The 21,976-nt window shown below is 45.5% G+C and carries 2 protein-coding genes; both read right to left on the minus strand.

Going from position 1 to position 21,976, the window contains the following annotated elements; all coding sequences use genetic code 11:
* Positions 1-4 precede the first annotated feature (4 nt).
* Positions 5-12,079, minus strand: coding sequence for a non-ribosomal peptide synthetase (locus BET10_RS10595; protein ID WP_070985515.1), 12,075 nt, complete (start codon positions 12,077-12,079; stop codon positions 5-7).
* On the minus strand, positions 12,079-21,975 hold the full coding sequence (locus BET10_RS10600; protein WP_083330503.1) for a non-ribosomal peptide synthetase: 9,897 nt from the start codon (positions 21,973-21,975) through the stop codon (positions 12,079-12,081). The genes BET10_RS10595 and BET10_RS10600 overlap by 1 nt, the downstream gene beginning before the upstream one ends.
* Between the last annotated feature and the right edge of the window lies 1 nt (position 21,976).

The raw sequence follows: 21,976 nt of genomic DNA on the forward strand, positions 1-21,976 counted from the left end.
TTTGTTAATTGAGTACATAATTCTTTTCCAATAACAGAGCAACTTCACGGGCATTACCGTGCTGAAGTATTGTTAGATGATTACCAGACAGTTCAACTGCTTGTATTTGCTCACAAAGCCGAGCCCAACCCATATCAAAACTTAACGCCTCACCGGCAAAACTTGATGTATCACTGGCCTTAATCACCAATGTTGGGGTTTCATCCAGTTTGTTGTCACACTGAACTGGTGCGTTAATCTGAGCGCTAAACACCCGTCTGAATCTATCCAATTGTTCGATTGAAAAACGATAGCCAGAATGAGCCAAGTAGTTGCTCAGCCACTGAAGCTGTTGCTGTGAGTCTAATGATTGATAATGTGATAACTGCTCGGCGCTCATCTGTAAGGAGAAAAATTGGTTAAAGTTTTCTAGAATGAACAACGCGCACTGTTTGTCATCAAAGCGCTCGACTTGGGATGTTGGTACTGGTGTATCCAAAACAGTCAAAGTGACACCCAAGTGATTCGTCTGTAGGTGTTGTGCCATTTCATAGGCAATAAAGCTGCCAAATGAATGTCCAACTAAATGTACCTGTTCGGTCAATCCTGCTTGTTTAAGTGCATCTAAGTAGTAAGTTGCAGTGGCACTAACCGACGCTATGATATGAGACTCACAGGCAATCTCATCAGGCTGTAAACCATAGACTGGGATGCGTTCATCTAAGTTTTGCACTAGTGTCTGAAATGCCATGAGTAGGCCACCAGCACCAGCAATTAATACAATCGGTGCATATCCTGCTTGCCCAGCTTGTAAACACATCAAAGTGCTCAACGCAGATGGCTCACTACTGTGCGTTTTGGCGTGTAAAAGCGATTCTATGGCATCGCTGAGCGCTCTGATGGTGCGATGTTGAAACACAAAATCAATAGGCACAGATAAATTAAATATATGCCCAAGCTGACCCACCAAGCGCATCGCAAGTAAAGAATGAGCACCTAGGGAAAATATGTCATCGTCAAGACCAATGTGCTCTAAACTCAGTAATGCTTTGAGCTGACTTGATAACGCACTTTGCAAAGGGGTATGTACTTCACTCATCTTGGTGTTTACATGCTGCTGAAGCGTTTTGACCTGCTCGACCAAGCGCTTACGGTCAACCTTACCATTGGTGGTTAACGGTAGTTCCTCAAGGAAAACGATATGCTGAGGTATCATATATTCAGGCACTTTACATGCAAGCTCAGCACAAACTTGTGCTTCAGTCACAGGCTTGTGAGTCACCAAGCACGCCACCAATTGTTTTGAGCCAGATGCGTCATCACGAGTCACCACGGCACACGCTGCAACTTTATTATCCAGCAGCAAATTGCGCTCAATCTCCGCAAGCTCTACACGATAGCCTCTAATTTTAACCTGCTCATCCAATCGACCCATAAAGGCAATCTCACCGCTTTCGTTCAAACGTACCTTATCGCCTGATTTATAAAGTCTTTGTTTGGAGTGAGGTAACGTAATAAAGGCTCGGTTAGTTTTTTCAGTATCGCCCAAGTAACCGCGAGCCAAAGCGTGACCACTGATGTGTAGTTCGCCGCATATGTAACTTGGCAGTGCTCTTAAGTGCCTGTCTAAGATTGCCAGTTGCACACCCGCAACCGGTTTACCAATGGAAATATCACCCTCGATGTGGTTGGTGACATCTTGCAAAGTTGCTGAAATAGTCGCCTCAGTCGGACCATAAGCATTAATCAACCGGACTCGGCTGCCGTAATTACGTTGCCAGGCCGATAACGCTGACAATTGCATTTGCTCGCCGCCTATGGTGATCACTCGCAACTGCTCTCCCAAATCAACACGCTCTAATGCCAACTGGTGCCAATAGGCCGTCGGTAAACTCATCAAAGTCAACTCGCAGCGCTTGGCAACTTTTGCTAGGCCGCTTGCCGATAACAGCTGATTGGTGTCACTCATCACCAACGTGGCCCCATTCAACAGCGTACAAAACACTTCTTCAGCAAACACATCAAAACTGCAACTGGCAAATTGTAAATAGTTATCTTGAGCAGTGATGGTGTAACATTCACTTAAGAATGATACGTAATTCAATACACTGCGCTGCTCTACCATTACGCCCTTGGGAACGCCTGTCGTGCCTGAGGTATAAATGACGTAGCACACGTCTTGCTGATGATGAACCACATCCTCGAGGTTGCTGTTTTCAAATGCGTCAGTGTCAGCACTTTGCATGTCAATGCACAAACATTCAGGTAGCTCACCTTGCCAAGCATCTGACTTAGTAATAAGCGCTGCCGCTTTAGCATTGTCGACCATAAAATGATGGCGCTCGGATGGTAGCTGTGGTGATACAGGTAAATAGGCTGCCCCTAGCTTTAAACACGCCAAAATCGCCGTTATCAACTCAAAGCTAGGCGCTAAGCACACCGCGATGATGGGTTGTGCATCACGCTCTGGTAATTGGTGTTTGAGGTAACACGCTAAATCACTGGCCTTTTTATCGAGCATTTGATAGCTGATAGTTTGTAACTGGTCATCAGCATAATACTCTATCGCAGTGGCCTGTGGGCTGCGCTCAACAATGTCAGAAAACCTTTGCTGTATGGTGCTCTGGTTGTCAAACGGCACAAAATCTGAATTGCTTGGTACAGCAAAGCTGAATGTATCTATGTCTAAAAAGCGTTTATCATTTGCTATTAAAGGTATTGTGTTCAACTGAGTTTGTGGCGCGCTGATAAAGGCACTTAGCAGCCATTGGATGGTCTCTAAACTTTGCTTGGCTGTGCAATGGCTAAACAGCCTTGTGTCATAGCCGAGTGTCAACGACAAACGTTGCCCAGTGCCTACCACAAAGGTAATTGGGTAATGAGTCTCATCTTTGTGTGACTGTTGAATCACCTTAAACGGAGTATGTTCAGTATTATCTAAAGGGTCGTTTGGGTAATTTTCAAAAACATACAGTGCATCAAACAGTTCACTGCCATTTTCAATCTCGCTACAGTCATGCACCAACGTCAGCGCGCTATGGCTGTACGTTGCTAGGCGCAAATGGTTATGCTTAACCGAAGAGATATAATCAGTAACAGTGCCTGAGGTCGGTATATTCAATTTCACGGCTTGAGTATTAATATACAAGCCAACTTTTTGCTCCACATTGACAAAGTCGCTCGGCCTGCCTGAAATGGTTTGCCCAAATAATGCGTAGTCTTTATCACAACAAATGCTAAGCCAGTATCCCCAAACCGCTTGCAACACATGATTGAGAGTAAAGCCATGAGCTTGAGCAAACTGTCTCAATTGCTCATATTTCTCAGGCTCAAGTTCTACCTCAAGCTCTCTAATTGTTTGCGGTTCACTTAGAGTATGCGTGGCAATATGTGCGCTTAATAAGGTTGGCTCACTAGCGTGACGCAGGTAATCTCGCCAAAATGCGCGCTCCCCATCTGCGTCTTTGTTTAATAGATAAGCAATATAATCACGATAATTATCTTTTACTATTTGTATTGCCTGCCCCTTTATACGTCCATTGTATAAAGTCATTAAATTGGCAAACAAAATGGGTAGTGACCAGCCATCCATAATCAAGTGATGGTAAGTCCAGATAAAACCATATTGATCATCAGCAAAGGGAATAAGACGTAAGCGCATACAAGGTGCGCGCGTTAAATCAATGCCCGCGTCATACTCTTGCTCAGCGATGTTGGCAATATGAGCTGACATTTGCTCTACAGTTTGCTGCGCTAAAACAGGTGTATCAATGTGCAGCGGTAGCTCACATTGTGTAAAAACTAACTGCAGCGGCTCATCAATTGCGTTGACAAAGGCACTTCTAAGTATGCTATGTGTAGCAATCACTTGCTGCCAAGCATAGGCGAACGCTTCTATATCAAGCTCACCTTCAAACCTCATGACAGCTTGCTCTAGATATGGCGGTGCATGTTGCGTGTGTCGTTGTGCATGTAGCCACATGCCTTGTTGCAACATGCTCATCGGGTAGATATCTTCGATGTGTTGTTTCGCAAATGGCGCTATCAGGTTTTGTAGCTGAAGCCTTGACACATCCTTCAATAAACTAAAGTCACTCGGTGTATAGTGCCTATCGGTTTGCGCCATGCAGTGACCGACCACCTCATTCAAGCTTTGTACAAAGTGCTCCGCAAACGCTCCAACGCGCTGTTCGCTGATGCGATTCTCATCAAAATCAAACGATAATGTAAGCTGCGAGTGACTTACTGCTGCTGTAATTTGCAGACCATAATAAAGGTGATTTAAATCACTGTGTAAGTCACCAACCGACTCTTGTGCATCCGCTATCAACCCTGTTTTATTAAGCGCGCCATCGAGCTGGCCTAGGTAGTTAAAAAATATCTTATCTTGGGTGTCTATGTGTAATGACTCACGCACAGCTTTTGATGAGTGGTTGTATCGCAACGCACCATAACTACTTGCAATATGAGTTGTGGTGGCAAGCTGTTCTTTAACATTACAAATAACCTCTGTTAGGTTATTTGCGTTACTGAATAAATGTAGTGGAAACAAAGATGTGAACCAACCAACGCTGCGATCGCTCGCAAACTGTTGCTGTAGCAATTCACGGCCATGCCCCTCAAGTATAATGATCTGGGACTTGGTTTGATAATGGCGCATCATCGACCACTGCAATGCACTGAGCAACAATGTTTGCGCACCCGTGCCATAGGCTTGATTCGCCTCTTTGAGCAACGTGCTCGTTGCCTCTGCCGAACAGCTAAACTTGTAGTTTGCACAGCTTGCAGGTTGTGTTTTCCTAATGGCTGGCAGCGCTAAAACACTGGGGCTTTTAGCATGCTGCGCCAAGCTCTGCCACTTTTCTAAATGCGTCAGTACTTGGCCCTGAGCTGCAAAAAAGTCACTGATAAGCTTTAAATTTGTGGTGAGTTTAGGCAGCTTCGGCGCACGCGCGCTCAATACATTTTCAACTGCATGTTGCATGTCTTCAAGCAAAATACGCCACGACACGCCATCAATTAACACATGGTGTGCGACGAGTAGAAGTCGGTTAGCACTTTCGTCCTCTGGCGTTATGATATAGCATGCACGTAATAAACTGCCACGTTCAAATGTAAAGCTCGTTTGTAGCTGCTGAGCTGTTTTAACAAGCTTTGCGCGCCAGTTAGACTCTGACGTAAGATCAATATGCTCCATCACTTCATCAAGCGCAACCTCTTTGGCCACTTCAAGCTGTGTGCCATCAACCACAATACGCAAGCCGTCATGATGAGCTATCAGCGTATGCATCACCTGTTCAATGTGATGTAAAGACACCGATTTATCCAGCGACAGCATCAGCGCCTGATTCCAATGGGTCGGTTGTGAAAACTGCTGTTCAAAGAACCACTGCTGGATAGGCAGTGCAGTAAACTTGCCAGCATAAGGTTGTACTTGTGACAATGCGTCTTGTCCAGTGTTTAACTGTGGTACTTGTTTGGCCAGTGCTTCAACGCTACTGTAGTTAAATACGTCCGCAACCGAAATTGATAAACCAATTGCACGAGCGCGGCTGGCAATTTGAATACTCAGTATTGAATCTCCACCATGGGCAAAGAAGTCATCGTTTGCCAAGAACATCTCACTGTTGAGCACATCACGATAAATGTTTAAAAGCTGCGCCTGTGTGCTGTCAAGTGGTTCACTGATATTACTCACGCTGTTTTGTACGACTTGTTCGCCCTCGAGGGCCAATTCATTTAACGCTCTGTGATTAACTTTACCGTGCGCTGTTAGTGGCAACTGCGCTAAAAATACATAGCGATGCGGGTGCATGTATACAGGAAGTTTACGGGTGACCAATTGGCTCACGCCATGTTGTAATGCCTGTTTGGTATCCTCGTTGGCAACAATAAACGCGACCAACTGTTTGATCTGCTTAGATGAAGAACAGATCTGGACAACACATTCATCAATCGAGTCATGGTTTAGTAGTACCTGCTCTATCTCTGCCAGTTCAATTCGGTAGCCGCGTAGTTTTACCTGTTCATCATTGCGACCAACATACGCAACCCTGTCGTTATCCACACAACGCACCAAATCACCGGTACGATAGGCTCTGACGGCCTTGCCTTGTCCACAATTAAGTGTGACAAAACGTTGTTGTGTTAACTGAGCTTGATGCAAGTACCCTCGGGCTAGCCCTTCTCCTGCCACGTACAGTTCACCCACCATGCCTTTAGGTACAGGCTGTTGCAAATTATCAAGAATATACAAACTCGTATTGTCTATTGGGGAACCAATATCAGGCGCTTGATTTTTGGTTATCACAGCACCCGAGGTGGCCACAACCGACGCTTCGGTTGGTCCATAGTTATTGACAATAATAAAGGGGTGATCGGATACATCCACTTGATTAAGCTTATCCCCACCTACCAGCAAGTAATGCAAATACTGCGGCGAAAATTCTTTGTCAGCCAACATAACTTCAGCGATTGGGGTCGCTAAAAAGCTATGTGTCACCTTATGACGCGTCAACATGTCAGATAGTGCCAACGGCGAATTTAACGTGTCTCTGGTAATAGTCAATACTGCGGCACCACAGCACAAATAAGGCCATATTTCCCACGCTGCGGCATCAAACGCAATATTGGCAGTTTGACTGGCAACACTTTGCTGTGACACATTAAACGCTCGCTGATGCCACAAGCACAGGTTCATTAAACCTTGATGCGGGATCATCACGCCTTTAGGATTACCTGTGGTGCCAGATGTATAAATCACATATGCAAGTTGCTCTGGCTTCACCACAGGTAAACCCATAACCTCTTTAGAGGCAACCATAACATCATGCTCTAAGTGGTAGTCATCAATACACAATACGTGGCAGTCAGCGAGGTAAGTAGACGAAAATTTATCGATATTTTCGCTGCGAGTAATTAACCAATTTGCCTGACAGTCAGAGGCGATAAAATCGATTCTTGCTTGCGGGTAATCCGGGTCAACTGGTACATAACAGCCACCAGCTTTCAATACCGCGAGCATACTCACCACAAGATCTATTCCCGAGGTCATACTGACCATCACACACTGCTCTGCTAACAGTCCTTTTGCCAGTAGATACTGCGCCAACTCTGTACTGCGCTGCAGCAACCATTGATAGCTCGCGGTTTGGGTACTATTTGGGTCTATCAGTGCAATGTTATTTTTCGATACATTATTGAAGGCAACACTGGCGATTTGATCAATCACGGTTTGCCCATGGCCACCCTCGCTATATTTGCCATGAATGATATGGCTGGGTATCTGAGTTTTGTTTAGCAAAGGTAATTCAAACACGTTGCGATTTGGCGTCTGAATAATATGCTCTACAAGTACCGCAAACGCATTTTTCATGGCATGCATGGTGTGTTCACTAAACAAATGAGTGTTGTACGCCCAAGTAAAACGCAACTGCGATTGTCCTTGGTCATCCAGCTCTTCGGTACAGCTTAGTTCAATATCAAACTTAACCTGATCCGCTAAGGTTTCTATTGCGCTCGTTTCAAGGCCAGCTAGCTTTAATCGCGTATCAATCTGGGGATTCAACGAAAATGTTAGCTGAAATACACTTTGATGACTTAAGTCTCTACTGAGTTTTAATTGCTCAACAATTTGCTCAAAAGGCATATGTTGATGCTGATGTATTTCTTGCAGTAGATTCTTTTGTGCAAGTACCAACCCTTCAAAACTCATATTGGGCGTCAAAACCGTTCGGATCGGTAAAGTATTGACAAAAAAGCCAACCAACGGCTCAAGCTGCGTGTGGTTTCGACCCGAAAAAGGCGACCCAATTACTACATCTCGGCTGTTGCTAAAGCGTGCTATCAATAGCGAATAAGCGCTGTGTAACCAAGTAAATGTGGTAACGTCCAAACGTTGGCAGTGAGCACGAATAGCTTCACATGTTGCCTTATTGAATCTTTGCGTCACATGCGCACCTTGTGTCGCCAGCTGTTTCATTCTGGGCTTATCCAGCGGTAACTGGTGTAAAGGTGGCGCATTTTCCAAGTGCTTGACCCAAAATGCTTTATGCTGCTTTAGAGTATCGCCGCTTAGGGTGTTTCTTTGCCAAAGCGCATAATCGGCGTATTGCACAGGCAACGCATTTCTCAAGTTTTCTGGCAACGCCTGAGTATGGGCGTAGTGATGATAAAAATGGGTAAATTCCGCCACCAGAATGTCTAGAGACTTTGCATCTGATGCGATGTGGTGCATATTAACTAACAGTTTGTAATTGTCACTTTTACACTTCACCAACACAACGCGGATCATTAAATCACTGTCTAACCGAAATGGCGTTTGTCTGTCATCACGCAACACCTTTAGCCACAGTCTATTCTTTTGTTCTTCATTGAGCGCACTGGCGTCAACATAATTGACGATGTTATCGCGTACCTCATTGATTTTCTGTCTCGGTTTGCCGTCTTGGAGCTTAACAATACAGGTTCTTAATACTTCATGGCGTGCAACAATTGCCTGCCAAGCTTGCGAAAATGCATCAATGTTCAGCATACCTTTGAGCGTAAACGCCGCGCTCATATGATACTCAAGGCTGCCTTGTTGGAGCTGATCGATACTCCACAAACGTTGCTGTGCAAATGACAACGGCAATGTAGGCTGCTCGCTACGATCAATGGGTATCATTGCAAAGCCCGAATCACGCTGAATTTGGTTGTTCTGTGCAACAGCAGCGAGAGACTTGACTTTGGGTTGCTGAAATAAGTCTTTTAAAGTGAGATTAAGTTTGGCCTGCTCACGCAATCTGGTAATGACCTGCGTTGCCAACAATGAATGGCCGCCCAATCTAAAGAAATGGCAGTCGCGACCAACCTTAGGCACTTGTAACACCTCAGAAAAGCAGTTTGCGATGAGCTTTTCAATGGGTGTGCTGGGTTCACTAAACGAGTCACTTGATGAGGTCACAATGTCCAGCGCCAATAGCGCTTTTTTATCGACCTTACCATTAACGGTCAACGGCATTTCGGACACAGCAATCACACTACTTGGCAGCATAAACTCAGGCAGTGTCTGACGTAAGTATTGCTGCACCTGCGATGTTAAATCATCAAATTGTGCTTGGCTGCTAACAACCACAAAGGCACAAATTCTCGCCCCTAGCGTGTCATCACGATTAAGCAAGACCACAACTTCATCAAGCCATGGGTGGGCGCGAAGTTGGTTCTCAATTTCTCCCAGCTCAATACGATAGCCTCGTACTTTGACTTGATCATCTATACGGCTTATGTATAGCAGTTCACCGTTTGCTAAATAGCGAACTAGATCACCAGTTTTATATAGCTTGCCGCCATTTGAAAAAGGGTCTGCAATAAAGCGCTCAGCATTGAGGTCTGCACGTTGCCAGTAGCCACGACAAACCCCATCACCACCAACGTACAGCTCACCAATCGCCCCCACAGGCAGCAAATGCTGCTGTTTGTCTAATACATAACAAGATGTGGTAGGAATGGGACGCCCAATATTACTGGCACCTTGGGATATCTCATGCTCAGTAATACGTTTATAAGTAACATGTACCGTCGTTTCGGTAATGCCATACATATTTATAAGCGCGCATTCGGCATAACGCTTAGCCCACGGCGCAAGTTTCGCGGGCGCAAGCGCCTCGCCGCCAAATATCACATAGCGTATTTGATTTTTGGCAAGCTGACTTTCGTCTAGTGCCAGCATAGTGCTTTGTAGCACATAAAATGCGCTAGGTGTTTGGTTAAGTACACTCACCTGTTGTTCGATTAATAGCTTTGCAAATGCATCACTGTCTTTACTTTGCTCGGCACTCACCACCACTAAGCGGCCACCAAATAGCAACGCGCCATACATTTCCCACACAGAAAAATCGAAGCAAAAAGAATGGAATAACGTCCAAACGTCCTGTTCATTAAAATCGAATAAGCTCGGCTCAGTAAATAACAACCTCACAACCTGACGATGCTCTATCTGCACGCCCTTTGGTCGCCCTGTGGTCCCTGAGGTATAAATCATGTACGCCAAGTGTGTGCTCTGAATATCGATATTTGGGTTCGATGTATCGTCAAGGCCACGATAAATTTCTAGGTCATGAATGTTGATAACATTGTCAGCTAACGTATGAAGGCGTGTATAACTGAGTTCATCACAAACAAGTAAGCTGGTGCTCTCCCTAGCAGCGTTCACATCATTGATGATGTAATCAATTCGATCTTGTGGGTAATCAGGGTCAATCGGCACGTATGCACACCCTGACTTTAGAATAGCCAATAGTGTTACAACAAGGTCCACACTGCGACCCACACTGACTGGGATCAGTTGCTCTTTACTGACACCTTGTGCCAACAACACCCGAGCTAATTTATTAGCGCGTAGATTCAGTTCCTCGTATGTTAAGGTACTCTTTTCATCAGTGAGTGCGATGCGCTTACCAAAGCGCTCTACACATGACTCAAACACATTGACTAGATTTGTATTTTTCGGCCAGCTAACATGGTTACACTGCGGTTGAGCAAGTAATGCCTGCTGTTGCTGCGCCGTCACTACGGGAATACTCGCGCAGACTGTATCTGGACAAGCGCTGACATGCTCAAGCAGTAAGACAAAGCTGTCTGCCCAATTTTGAATGGTCGCACGCTCGTACAAAGCACTATCAAATTTCCAGTTAAGCAACACCCCTTGCTCGCTCAATTGTACATTTAGCTCAAGATCACATTTAATCGCACAATCGCTTTGTTGCGCTCGAACTTCTTCAATGGCAAGCCCAGGTAGAGTAAATGAGTCTTGTTGGGTTTGTTCTAACGTGAATAAGATCTGAACTAAAGGATGATGGCTTAAATCTCGTTTGCACTGCAGCGCATCCACAAGCTTATCAAACGGCATATTTTGATATTCAAATGCCTGCAATATTTGCTCTTTTTGCTTTTGCAGCCAATCAGAAAAGGGGCTGTCTTCTTTAAGCTGTGCGGGGATCACTATGGTATTAACAAATAAACCAATGAGCGGCTCAAGTTTAGGATGAATCCGCCCATGAACGGGCGTGCCAACCAACACTTTATCGGCTTGATTGAGCCTGCCAATGAATAACATAAAGCAGCTTAGCACCCACATAAATGGGGTAACATTTTGCTTAGCGCTTTGTTCGAGTAAGCTTTGTTTAAATGCCACACTCAGCTGCTGGCGTAGTACCTGTCCTACTAACGCCTGCACGGCAGGCCTTGGCCTATCTGTTGGTAAAGACTGGATCGGGTCTAAATCCGCTAACTGGCTTTGCCAATAACCTATGGCATTTGTCAAATACTCATCACTGAGCGTGTCACGCTGCCAATGCGCATAATCAGCATATTGAATCGCAAGCTCTGGTACAGATGGTTCAACATGCGCCAAACGTGCACGGTAAATAGCTTCTACTTCCATCACTAGGCGCACCATTGACGCGCCATCTGAAATAATGTGATGCATATTAAACGCTAACCAGTGTTCATTGGCATCCGACACCAACAGTACACGCAATAAAGGGCCACGTTCTAAATCAAACCCTTGTTGTTGATGATCTATCAGCGCTTGTTGTACTTTTTCAAGGCGCAAGGAAGATGGAAATTCGCTGGCATTTATCCACGTAAATGGCGTACTTATTTGCGATTGTATATGTTGCTGCGGGATGCCTTTGCCATCTGCGACAAACTGCGTGCGCAACAACTCGTGACGGCTGATCACCTCAGCAATGGCTTGCTTAAAGACGCCAACGTCGATTGAGCCATACAACTTGAACTCTACAGGCATGTAATATTGCTTTGAACCTTGTAACTGCTCTATAAACCACAAGCCTTCTTGTGCAAAGCTCAGTGGTAAAGGTTCACTGCGAGACACCATAAGCAGATCTTTGTTGCTACTCTTATTGCTATTTTTCGCAAACTTTTGTTGTACAAAATATTCAATGATCTGAGCTTTGTTTGCGACAATACGAGACTTCAACTCATCAGGAAATTCACCATTTTGCTTAAATGCCAAGCCACCATTTTTTTCATATAAGGTAATACCTGCGGCCAGTGCTTCACCAATCAGATTTTCAATTAATAAGGTTTGCTCATTCATTACAAAAACATCTCTTCAGAAGTGTCAGTTTGACTATCGCTGGGTGTGGCGTTATTCACCGCCTCAGAAATTGCATACCATTGTGATAAAGCCGCTATCGTTGGCCGTTCAAACAATACCCGCACGGGCATATCTATTTCTAACTGCTCTTTTATCAAAGCGACACATTGCGTTGCCAACAATGAATGCCCTCCAAGCGCGAAGAAATTGTCGGTAATACCTAAAGTTTCGACGTTTAGCAGCGCTGCAAAAATACTCTGTAGTGCTTGCTCAAACTCATTTCTAGGTGCAACATTTTCGGTATCAATGGCCGTTTCGGCCGCAATCTCTTGCAGGGCTTTAACGTCCACTTTGCCGTTATTTGTCAGCGGCAATTGCGCAAGCACCACAAACTTTTGCGGCAACATATAGCTGGGTAGGTGTTCGGCCAATTGCGACAATAATGGAGCGGCTTGTTGAGCGCTCATCACTTTGGCTTGTTTATCAGCCAACTGCTGGGTGTCGCCTGCTGTCAGAACAATATAAGCTTCAAGGTTTGATGCATCACTGTTAAGTGCTACAACGGCTTCTTTAATATCCGGTAGCGCGTTTAAATAATGGCTGATATCACCTAATTCAATACGGTAACCACGTAACTTAACTTGATGATCAGTTCGACCATAGAACTGTAACTGATCCGCTTTGCCTGCGTCACAACTCAGCCACCTTGCTTTATCGCCTGTTCTATAACACCTCACTGGCGCGCCATTTGCAGACAAAGGTAAGGATACAAATTTCTGTGCGCTCAATGAGGGTTGTCCCAGATAGCCACGGGCGAGGTTGTCACCTGCAATGTATAACTCACCGACCACGCCCTGTGGTACAGGGTTGTGTTGCTCATCTAGCACCACAAGTTGTGTGTTTGCAATAGCTCGGCCAATCGGCACACTATGCGTCTGCTGGGCAACTAACGCTTGGATCTGCGCCGTTCGCGCATAGTAAACACTGGTGCCAACCGTAGCTTCCGTTGGGCCATATTCGTTAACCCATAACACATTGGGCAGTCTGTAACTTAGTTGTTCTAGTACTTTAGTGGTTAAAACCTCACCACCGACCACCACGGTATGCTCAGTGAATGCCTCTTTGCCTGCGCTCATACTGAGGATGCCTTGCAAGTGTGCAGGCGTGACCTTGAACAACTTGGCCGACGGTGAGAACAATTCCTCACACAGTACATCTAACTGCGTGTCATCATCGGTGACAACCTTAACGCTCAAACCGTGTAACAACGCGCCCCATATTGAGGTTACGGTTGCATCAAACGCTAATGGTGTGTTGACTATCGAGCATGTGAGCGCATTGTTTAGGTAATTTTCCCGTACATGTGCCAAGTACAACGCCAGATTTGCATGGCTGATCTCTACCCCTTTTGGTTGGCCTGTTGTACCTGAGGTGTAAATTACATATGCCAATGTCTGCACAGTTATGTTTGGCAGTAGATCAAGCACAGGCACTCCTTGCCAACGTGTTGCATCATCAACCACTACAACATTGCATTGACTCTGGAGTGCGAACTCAGACGAGGCTTTGCTTACCAGCAAAGTACGAGCACGACTGTCATTTAAAATAAACTGTATACGTTGCTTTGGTAATTTAGGGTCGATAGGCACATACGCACAACCTAGCTGCCACACGGCCAGCATCGCAACGATCATCTCACTTGACGCTGGTAAACAAATGGCAATGTTGTCACCTTGATTTGCGCCTTGTGAGTGAGTCAGGGCTGCCAATTTTTGCGCCTGCACTCTAAGTTCGCTAAAACTAAGCTGAGTATTATCAGGGCCAATCACAGCCGTTTCTTGACTGTAGCGTGTTGCAACATCCTCAAAGCGCTCCACAATCGTGCGATTGTCGTCAATCACTTGCTCATGGGTATGTGCCTGTAGCAGTTTGCTTTGCTGTTGTTCAGTCATCACGGGAACTGTATCAACCGAACGATGAGGGTTCTCTAGTAACGCATTGATCATCACATTGAACGAGTTTGCCATCAAAGCGATGCTGGACTTTTTAAACAATGATGTGGCGAAGTTCCATTGCAAGCTAATCCCTGATGCAGATTCGATAGCATTTACTTCTATGTCAAACTTCATGTTATGACCATCATCGGGCAACTGCGCTATTTCAACTCCCGGCAGGGTCAAGTCGACGACTTCGTTGTTTTGTAAAGCAAACAGAATTTGAAACAGTGGCTGATGACCCAAGTCACGCGCTGGGTTTAAGGTTTCAACTAACTGCTCAAACGGTACTGCTTGGTGTTTAAATGCATCCAACACGACTTGCTTTTGCTGAGCTAAAAAGTCAACAAAACTCATTGTCTCGTCTGCACGCGCCCTGATAACCAGTGTATTAACGAAAAGACCAATGAGGTTTGACAGTTCACTGTGTTCCCTACCCGCAACGGGAGAGCCCGTCATCACATCTCGTGTTTGACTAAAACGCATGACCGTTAATGAAAATACACTGTGTAACCACATGAACAGGGTCACCCCTTGCTGCGCACACTGTAGCTTAATTGCCGCAAGCTGCTCAATTGATAAGTTTTGTACCAATGTATCGCCCGATAGCTGTTGTACAGCGGGCCTTGGGTAATCCAATGGCAATTGATGTAAAGGTGGATAGTCTCTCAGTTGCGACTGCCAATAACGTAATGATTGAGTGATGCTTTGCTGATGCTTTTCTTGGCGTTGCCAATGGGCAAAATCTGCATATTGAACGGGCAGTGATTGCACATATTGCGCAGCCAATTGATAGTCTGACTCATTACTAAAGTGACGATAAAAAGCAATAAACTCTTTAACTAAAATAGCCATCGACCAGCCGTCACTGGCAATATGATGCATATTGAAATGCACTTTGTGATCTTGTTCTGTAAAGCGCACAAGAAGCACCCTGATGAGCAAGTCCGCAGAGAGATCAAACGGCTGTTGCTGAGCGTGAGCCACTAACTCTTGCCACTTTTGCTGCTGGGTGTGCGCATCAAACGATGATAAGTCAACAACCTGTAGCGGGACATTAAATTGGTCGTTTACCAACTGTTCTGGCTGCTCGCCACTGCTGCCTGGCAAAATAATACTGCGCAGCACCTCATGGCGCTGAACAATAGCCTGCAAAGCTTGTTCAAAGGCTGTGATATCCAGTTGACCATTAATCTTAAAGCTGGCTGGCATATGGTACTGCATGGAGCCTTGTTGTACTTGTTCAATCAGCCATAAACGCTGCTGAGCATACGACAGAGGTAAGCGCTGTGTTCGTACTACTGGCACAATTCCCTCTGCAGACGCAATCTGCTGGCTATGCTCAAGCGCCTCAGACAGCGTTGAAATGCTTGGGGCTTTAAAAAGCTGCTCCAGCGTGACATCAAGGTGCTTTTCATCACGAATATGGCTTATCAAACGAATAGCCAGCAATGAGTGCCCACCAAGCTCAAAGAAATTATCATTTAAGCCTATGTCATCACGTTTTAATGTTTCGCTAAATAGCTGTAGTAGATACGCCTGCAACGGGCTTAGTGAAGTAAGCTCTATGCGCTCTGTTACCTGACGAGACACCAGCTTAACGCTTTCTTTTAGTGCATCAGCGTCTACTTTTCCATTGCTGGTAAGCGGCAGTGCATCAACGCGGTGTAACTGACTTGGCACCATATAAGCGGGCAAAAACTGCGCTAAATGACTTTTGTATTGTTGCTCACTATCTTGGCTTTGCGTAGCACATACATAATGTGCACACAGCGAACCTTGCTCGTCATCTAATGTGACTGCACAGTCGACAACTTCAGGTATCGTGAGTAAATGGTGACATATTGCCCCCATATCGATGCGATAGCCACGCAATTTAACGACGTTATCTTGGCGGCCACAATAGCGTAAATAACTAGGTTTGCCATCGGTATCCGCTTGCCAGCGTACCTTATCTCCCGTTCTGTAAAAGCGCTGTTTGATAGCACCACCCTTGCTTGTAGGTAGAGTCAGTTCAACAAACTTTTCTTTGTTAAGCTGCGTTCGATTGATATAGCCTGGGCTCAAAACTGGGCCAGATATCAACAGTTCTCCTTCAACATTCACAGGGGCAATATGATCATATTGATCCACAACCAACATGCCGGCCTGTGCTATTGGCAATCCGATTGGTACATCTTGCGCTTGAGTCAGTTGCGCCAACTCATCACTTGATTCGACAACATATACACTGCTGCCTACCGTGGTCTCCGTGGGTCCATACTCATTTATCCATCGACAGCGCGGGAGCTTTTCTGACAATGCCAACAGCAAGTCTGCACTTAATGCTTCACCACCGACCACCATGGTGTGCGCACAGTTGCTCGCTTCCAAGCGCTCTGATAGCGCTAGAACAATACGTAGATGTGCAGGCGTCAATTTAAACAGCTTATCGGTCGGTGCGCAAAACATGATCTGAACCAATGACGATAGTTGCTCAGCGCCCTCATTGATGAGCGTAACGGTACCACCTCTCGTTAACATGGGGATTAATGACGTAACGGTGGCGTCAAAAGCCAATGGCGTACTTACCACAGCTTCACGCAAAGCTGCCTTGCCAAGATAATGATCACATGCGTGTTGCAAGTAGGCATTGAGATTTGTATGGGTAATTGCTACGCCTTTGGGTTTGCCTGTGGAGCCTGAGGTATAAATGATGTAACACAGAGCGTCGTGGCCCGTTTGAGCCATTATCTCACCATTTTCGATGTCCAGTGGCATGTCGCTGTAGCCACTGAAGTTAGACGCTTCATCAAAAATATCATCCAACAGTAAAAAGTCTGTGCCACTGTCTATCAACTTTTCAGTTTCGTCACTAAAAGCCAATATCATTATCATGTCGGCATCTTCTACAATGTCAGCAAGACCACTGGCGGGCATATCTTTATGCAGCGGCACATACACATGCTGTGCCTTTAGAATCGCCAGTACCGCAACCACCATTTGCGCGCACGATGGTAATAAAATGCCAATCCGACTTTGTGGTTCAAACGCCATTTCTACAAGGCATTGGGCCAGCTGATTTGATAGCTTATCGACTTGTTCATAGCTGTGCGTTAACGCTCCATCTCGTAGCGCGATGGCATGGGGTTGACGCTTAGCTTGCTCGCTAAAACGCTGATGCCAATGTTGATTTTGTGACTCAACCTCTAACACCTGTGCGTAAGCTAATAACTGTTGTTGCTTTGCAGGTGAACATAGCTCCAGCTGCTTGACCTGACATACTTGATTTTCAATACATTGCGTAAGCACATGACAATATTGCTCAAAAAACTGCGCGACACTATTTTCATCCCAAAGCGCCGTATCATAGAGCCACTCCATGACCATGCACTCACCATCATCAATGACGCTAACCTCTAAATCTAGCTTGGCACTGCGTATTTGCGAGTCTTCAATATCAACTTGCAAACCATCAAGCGTAAGCGCCTCATTGACTTGATTATTCACGCGAAACACAATTTGCATCAATGGGTGAATGGCTAAGCTTCGCTCTGTTGCGAGTGCATCAACTAACACATCAAACGGAAGCTGTTGGTGGTTTAGTGCGTCGTTCAGCGTTGCCTTAGCGCGATTTAAGGTCTGTTCAAATGTTGTCTGAGCATCAAACTCGCTACTTAAAACAAGGGTGTTGATGAAGTTTCCGATGATGGCTTCAAATTCAGTGTTGGTTCGGCCCGAAACAGGCGTTCCTATTAACACTTTGCTCTGATTAGACACGCGACTCAGCCACAAAGCAAAAACACTCTGTAACGTCACAAACAACGTATGACCTGAACGCTTTATAAATTCTCTAAGTTGCTGTACTAAAGCGCTTGGTATGTATTGGCAATACAGCGCACCGCCTGCAATCACCTTGTTGCTACGCTCACGATCCGTTGGCAACTCATGTACCTTAGGCGCATCAGCTAACTGTGCTTGCCAATACTCAAGGTCTCGCGCTGTGCTTTGTGTACCTTGGCCTTCGCGCTGCCAATATACATAGTCAATATAGCTGCAATGCTGCGCTGGTGGTAGCGGTTGACCGCTGCGAATACTTTGGTAAGCCTGTGATAACGAGCGACATAACAAGTCGATAGACCAGCCATCTGAGACAATGTGATGCATCGTCACTATCAACGAGTGCTGAGTTTCACTTTGCTTGATTAACGTCACGCGTAACATCAAGTCTGATGTTAAATCGAAACTTCGTTGATAGTCCGCCAGTACCATTTCTTCAAGTTTATGCGCCTGCGTCTGCGCGTCATACTCACTGAGTGAGCGCTCGATAATACGAAACTCTAGCGCATCATTGAGATACTGAACCGCTTGTCCTTTGGAACCCATTCGGTAGTTAAAACGCAAAATACTATGTTGCTCAATGACATATTTAAAAGCACGAGTCAGTGCATCAACATCTAACAGACCAGTTAACTTAAAAACGCCCTGTAAGTTGTATTGACTGCTGTGCCCCTGCATCTGGTCAACAAACCAAAGACGTTGCTGAGAAAACGACAATGGGTGCTCGCCCACCAACGCATGTTCCTCTAACTTCTGTGGCAAGTCTTTGCTTTGATTGCTCTGACACTCAATGATGTTTGCCAACTCGGCAACGGTTGGATTGGCAAAGATTTCTTTAAGTGATAATACATAACCCAGCTGGGTTTTAACTTGGTTTAGCAAACGCATTGCTAACAACGAGTGGCCACCGATGGCGAAAAAATCATCGTGAATTCCCACGCTTTGAGTTACAACAATTTGCGTAAACAACTGCACTAGCTCTTTTTGCAGCGGTGTTTGTGGGATGTTTTCAGCCTCATTAAGGCCCAACAGAGCTGTTTTATGCTGTAGCAGTTGATTACGGTCTATCTTACCGTTGGCAAGCATAGGCAACTTGTCATGAAGCACGATTACGCTTGGCAGCATAGGTTCTGGCAAACGTAGCTTAAGCGCAGACTTGATACTGTGCCTAAGCTGCATTGCACTTAACACACTTGGCTTTGTAACAACATGCGCGACCACGCTTGCCTGTTCGTTGCTCATTTGGCACACCACCGCAGCCACCTGAACCTCAGCTAATGCGTTAAGTTTTGCTTCGATCTCCGCCAGATCTACGCGGTAGCCTCTTACTTTGGGTTGATTATCTAATCTGCCGAGGTATTCAATCTCACCCACTTGGTTCAACCGGACTCTGTCACCACTGCGATAAAACCGTTTATCGTTTTCCAACGTCACAAAAGCTTGTTCACTGAGCTTTGGTGCATTGATATAACCTAAAGCTACACTATGGCCACCTATATAAAGCTCTCCAGGCATTCCAATGGGGACACTCTGCTGGTTGGCATCCAACACTCTCACTTCAACATGAGAAAGCGGCTTACCTATGGCAAAGCTCCCCCAATTCTCACTACTTTGTGACGTAAGCTTGTTACACGTAACGCCGACACAGGTTTCTGTCGGCCCGTAATGGTTGATGATATTTGCCAGTGGAAAATTTTCACGGATCTGCTCTACCAGTTTGCCTGTGAGTGCCTCACCTCCGAGCACCCACTGCTCTATGTTTGGTTTTTGTTCAAGCTCGGCTATTTGTGGCAATAACTCATTAGCGAAAGACGGTGTGATCTTAATAAAATTCGCCTGACAGTGACAAAGCTCTGCCACGATTTGTTGTGGTTCTGGATACTCACACTGTGCAGCTATCAACGCTACGCTGCCGCCTTGTGCGAGCACAGGATAGAGCCCTGTTAAGCATAAATCAGTAGCCAGACCCGTTACCACCGCCGAGCGAGTTTCAGATGAAAACGCTAACACTTCACTCACGCCCGCAACATAATTGTTTAGTGCTTGGTGTGAAACCATCACGCCTTTAGGCGTCCCCGTTGAGCCTGAGGTAAACATCACATAAGCGCAATCGTTTTGTTCGATATGTGCAGCTTGGTTGGCGACTAAATCCCCTTCACACAAGTTTGCAAAATGATGCATTTTTACTTTTGCGCTGTTTAATGACTCTAAATCAGCATTGGATAGCGGCGCATCATCAATGATTATTAACTGGTCGCACTGAGCTTGCTCTAACACCTCTATCACACGATTAACAGGCGTGCCTTGCTCTATCGGTAGATACCCGTGACCTGAACGCATCACCGCCAGCATTGCCACTACACTGTTGATTGAGCGCGGCACCAATATGGCTATGGGTGTGTTAGCAACAAGCTCGCTTAGCGCGCCAATAGAATTTGCAATTAAAGCACTTTGCCTATCAAGCTCTCCGTAACTTAACTGCCGACTCTCTTCAAGCAAGGCAACCTTATGCGGCTGAGTTTGAGCGTGGGCTAGCATTGTCTCTACAACGGATTGGTTGCTCGTTTTGTTTTGACTTGCTAATAACTGATTGACTCTCGCAACACTTGGCAATTGCAACTGAGCGATAAAATCATCCGCATGTTGATAAAATGCAGCAACTAACGCCACAAAGTCATCGCTAAAGTCTCGAATAAGTTGTGCATCAAACAGGCTGTTGCAATAATCAATATTAACGGCGAGACCAGCCTCGCTATTTGCAATATTCAAGGTCAAATCAAATTTAGCGCTATGGTTATCAACAGGGAATAACTGAGCCGATAAGCCGCCATGCGACAGGGTATCGAGTGCAACGCCATTGTAATTAAACAACACTTGGAACAGTGCCGAATGCGCACTTGATTTGGCTAAATCTTGCGAGCGAATAATATCTTCAACAGCGGCGCTTTGGTTTGCCAGCCCATGCTTGACCACCTCTTTGACCTGTTCAGACAGCCCGCGAAGCGTTACGTTGCTCTCACACTTAACCCGCAGCGGTAAGGTATTAATAAAACAACCGATCATGGACTCAAACTCGGCCATAGAACGATTCAGTACAGGCACGCCTAAAGTCATATCTGACTTTTGACTATAGCGATGTAATACGGCATAAAATACGCTCAACAAGCCCACAAATGGTGTGACTTCGAATAATTGACACTGCTTCTCAAACGCCGCTACTTGCTGATTATTAATTTCAAAGTGATACGTGCTGCCATGATAATTTTTGCTGGCAGAGCGTGGATAACTGGTCGGCAACTCGAACAGCTCAAGGTCATTTAACTGTTCACGCCAATAGCTAAGCTGACTTTGGTAATCATCGCTAAGCTGATATTGCTGCTCCCAGTGTACGTAATCTAAGTATTGCAAGGCGTGACTAGCCGTTGTGTCACTTTGTTCACTGAGTTCAACCAACAAGGCTTTAATAAACAAGCCAACTGACCAGCCATCGGCAACAATATGGTGCATCGCAACATATAGCCACTGTCCTCGTTGGGCGCTTTCATCCACAAACAAGGTCGCGCGAAGCAACAAATCATGCTCAAGGTCAAAGCAGTAATTGAGCTCTGTATCCAAACGCTCAATGATCTCAGCCTTACTTTCATTGTGAGCAACGTGTTGCGTGTGCAAAGTAAACTCTGGTTGCTCGTTTACGCGCTGGATAGTGCCTTGCTCATGGTAAATAAAATTGCTCCTAAGTACCTCATGGCGCATGAGCAAACTATCGATTGCCTCTTTAACCTCAATAGTAGTCACAGGTTCAGAAAGCTTTACGACCCCAGCCATGTTGTAGGCATTGGACTGACCTTCATATTGTGAGATAAACCAGATCCGCTGCTGTGCCGATGATAATCGTCCCTGCTTTTTGTTGTGCTGCTGCATGTAAGCAATCAATTGCTCTTTATGTGCCTTAATTCGCTCTAGCTGTTCACTTGGCACACTGGCTAATTTGGTTCTGAGCTTTAACTTACCATCTTGTAGATACACATAGATGCCTAGGCCGTCTAGCTCGGCCAACAAATCTTTAATCGCTAAGTTATCCATT

Origin of the sequence: Pseudoalteromonas amylolytica, assembly GCF_001854605.1 — a bacterium.
Lineage (GTDB): Bacteria > Pseudomonadota > Gammaproteobacteria > Enterobacterales > Alteromonadaceae > Pseudoalteromonas > Pseudoalteromonas amylolytica.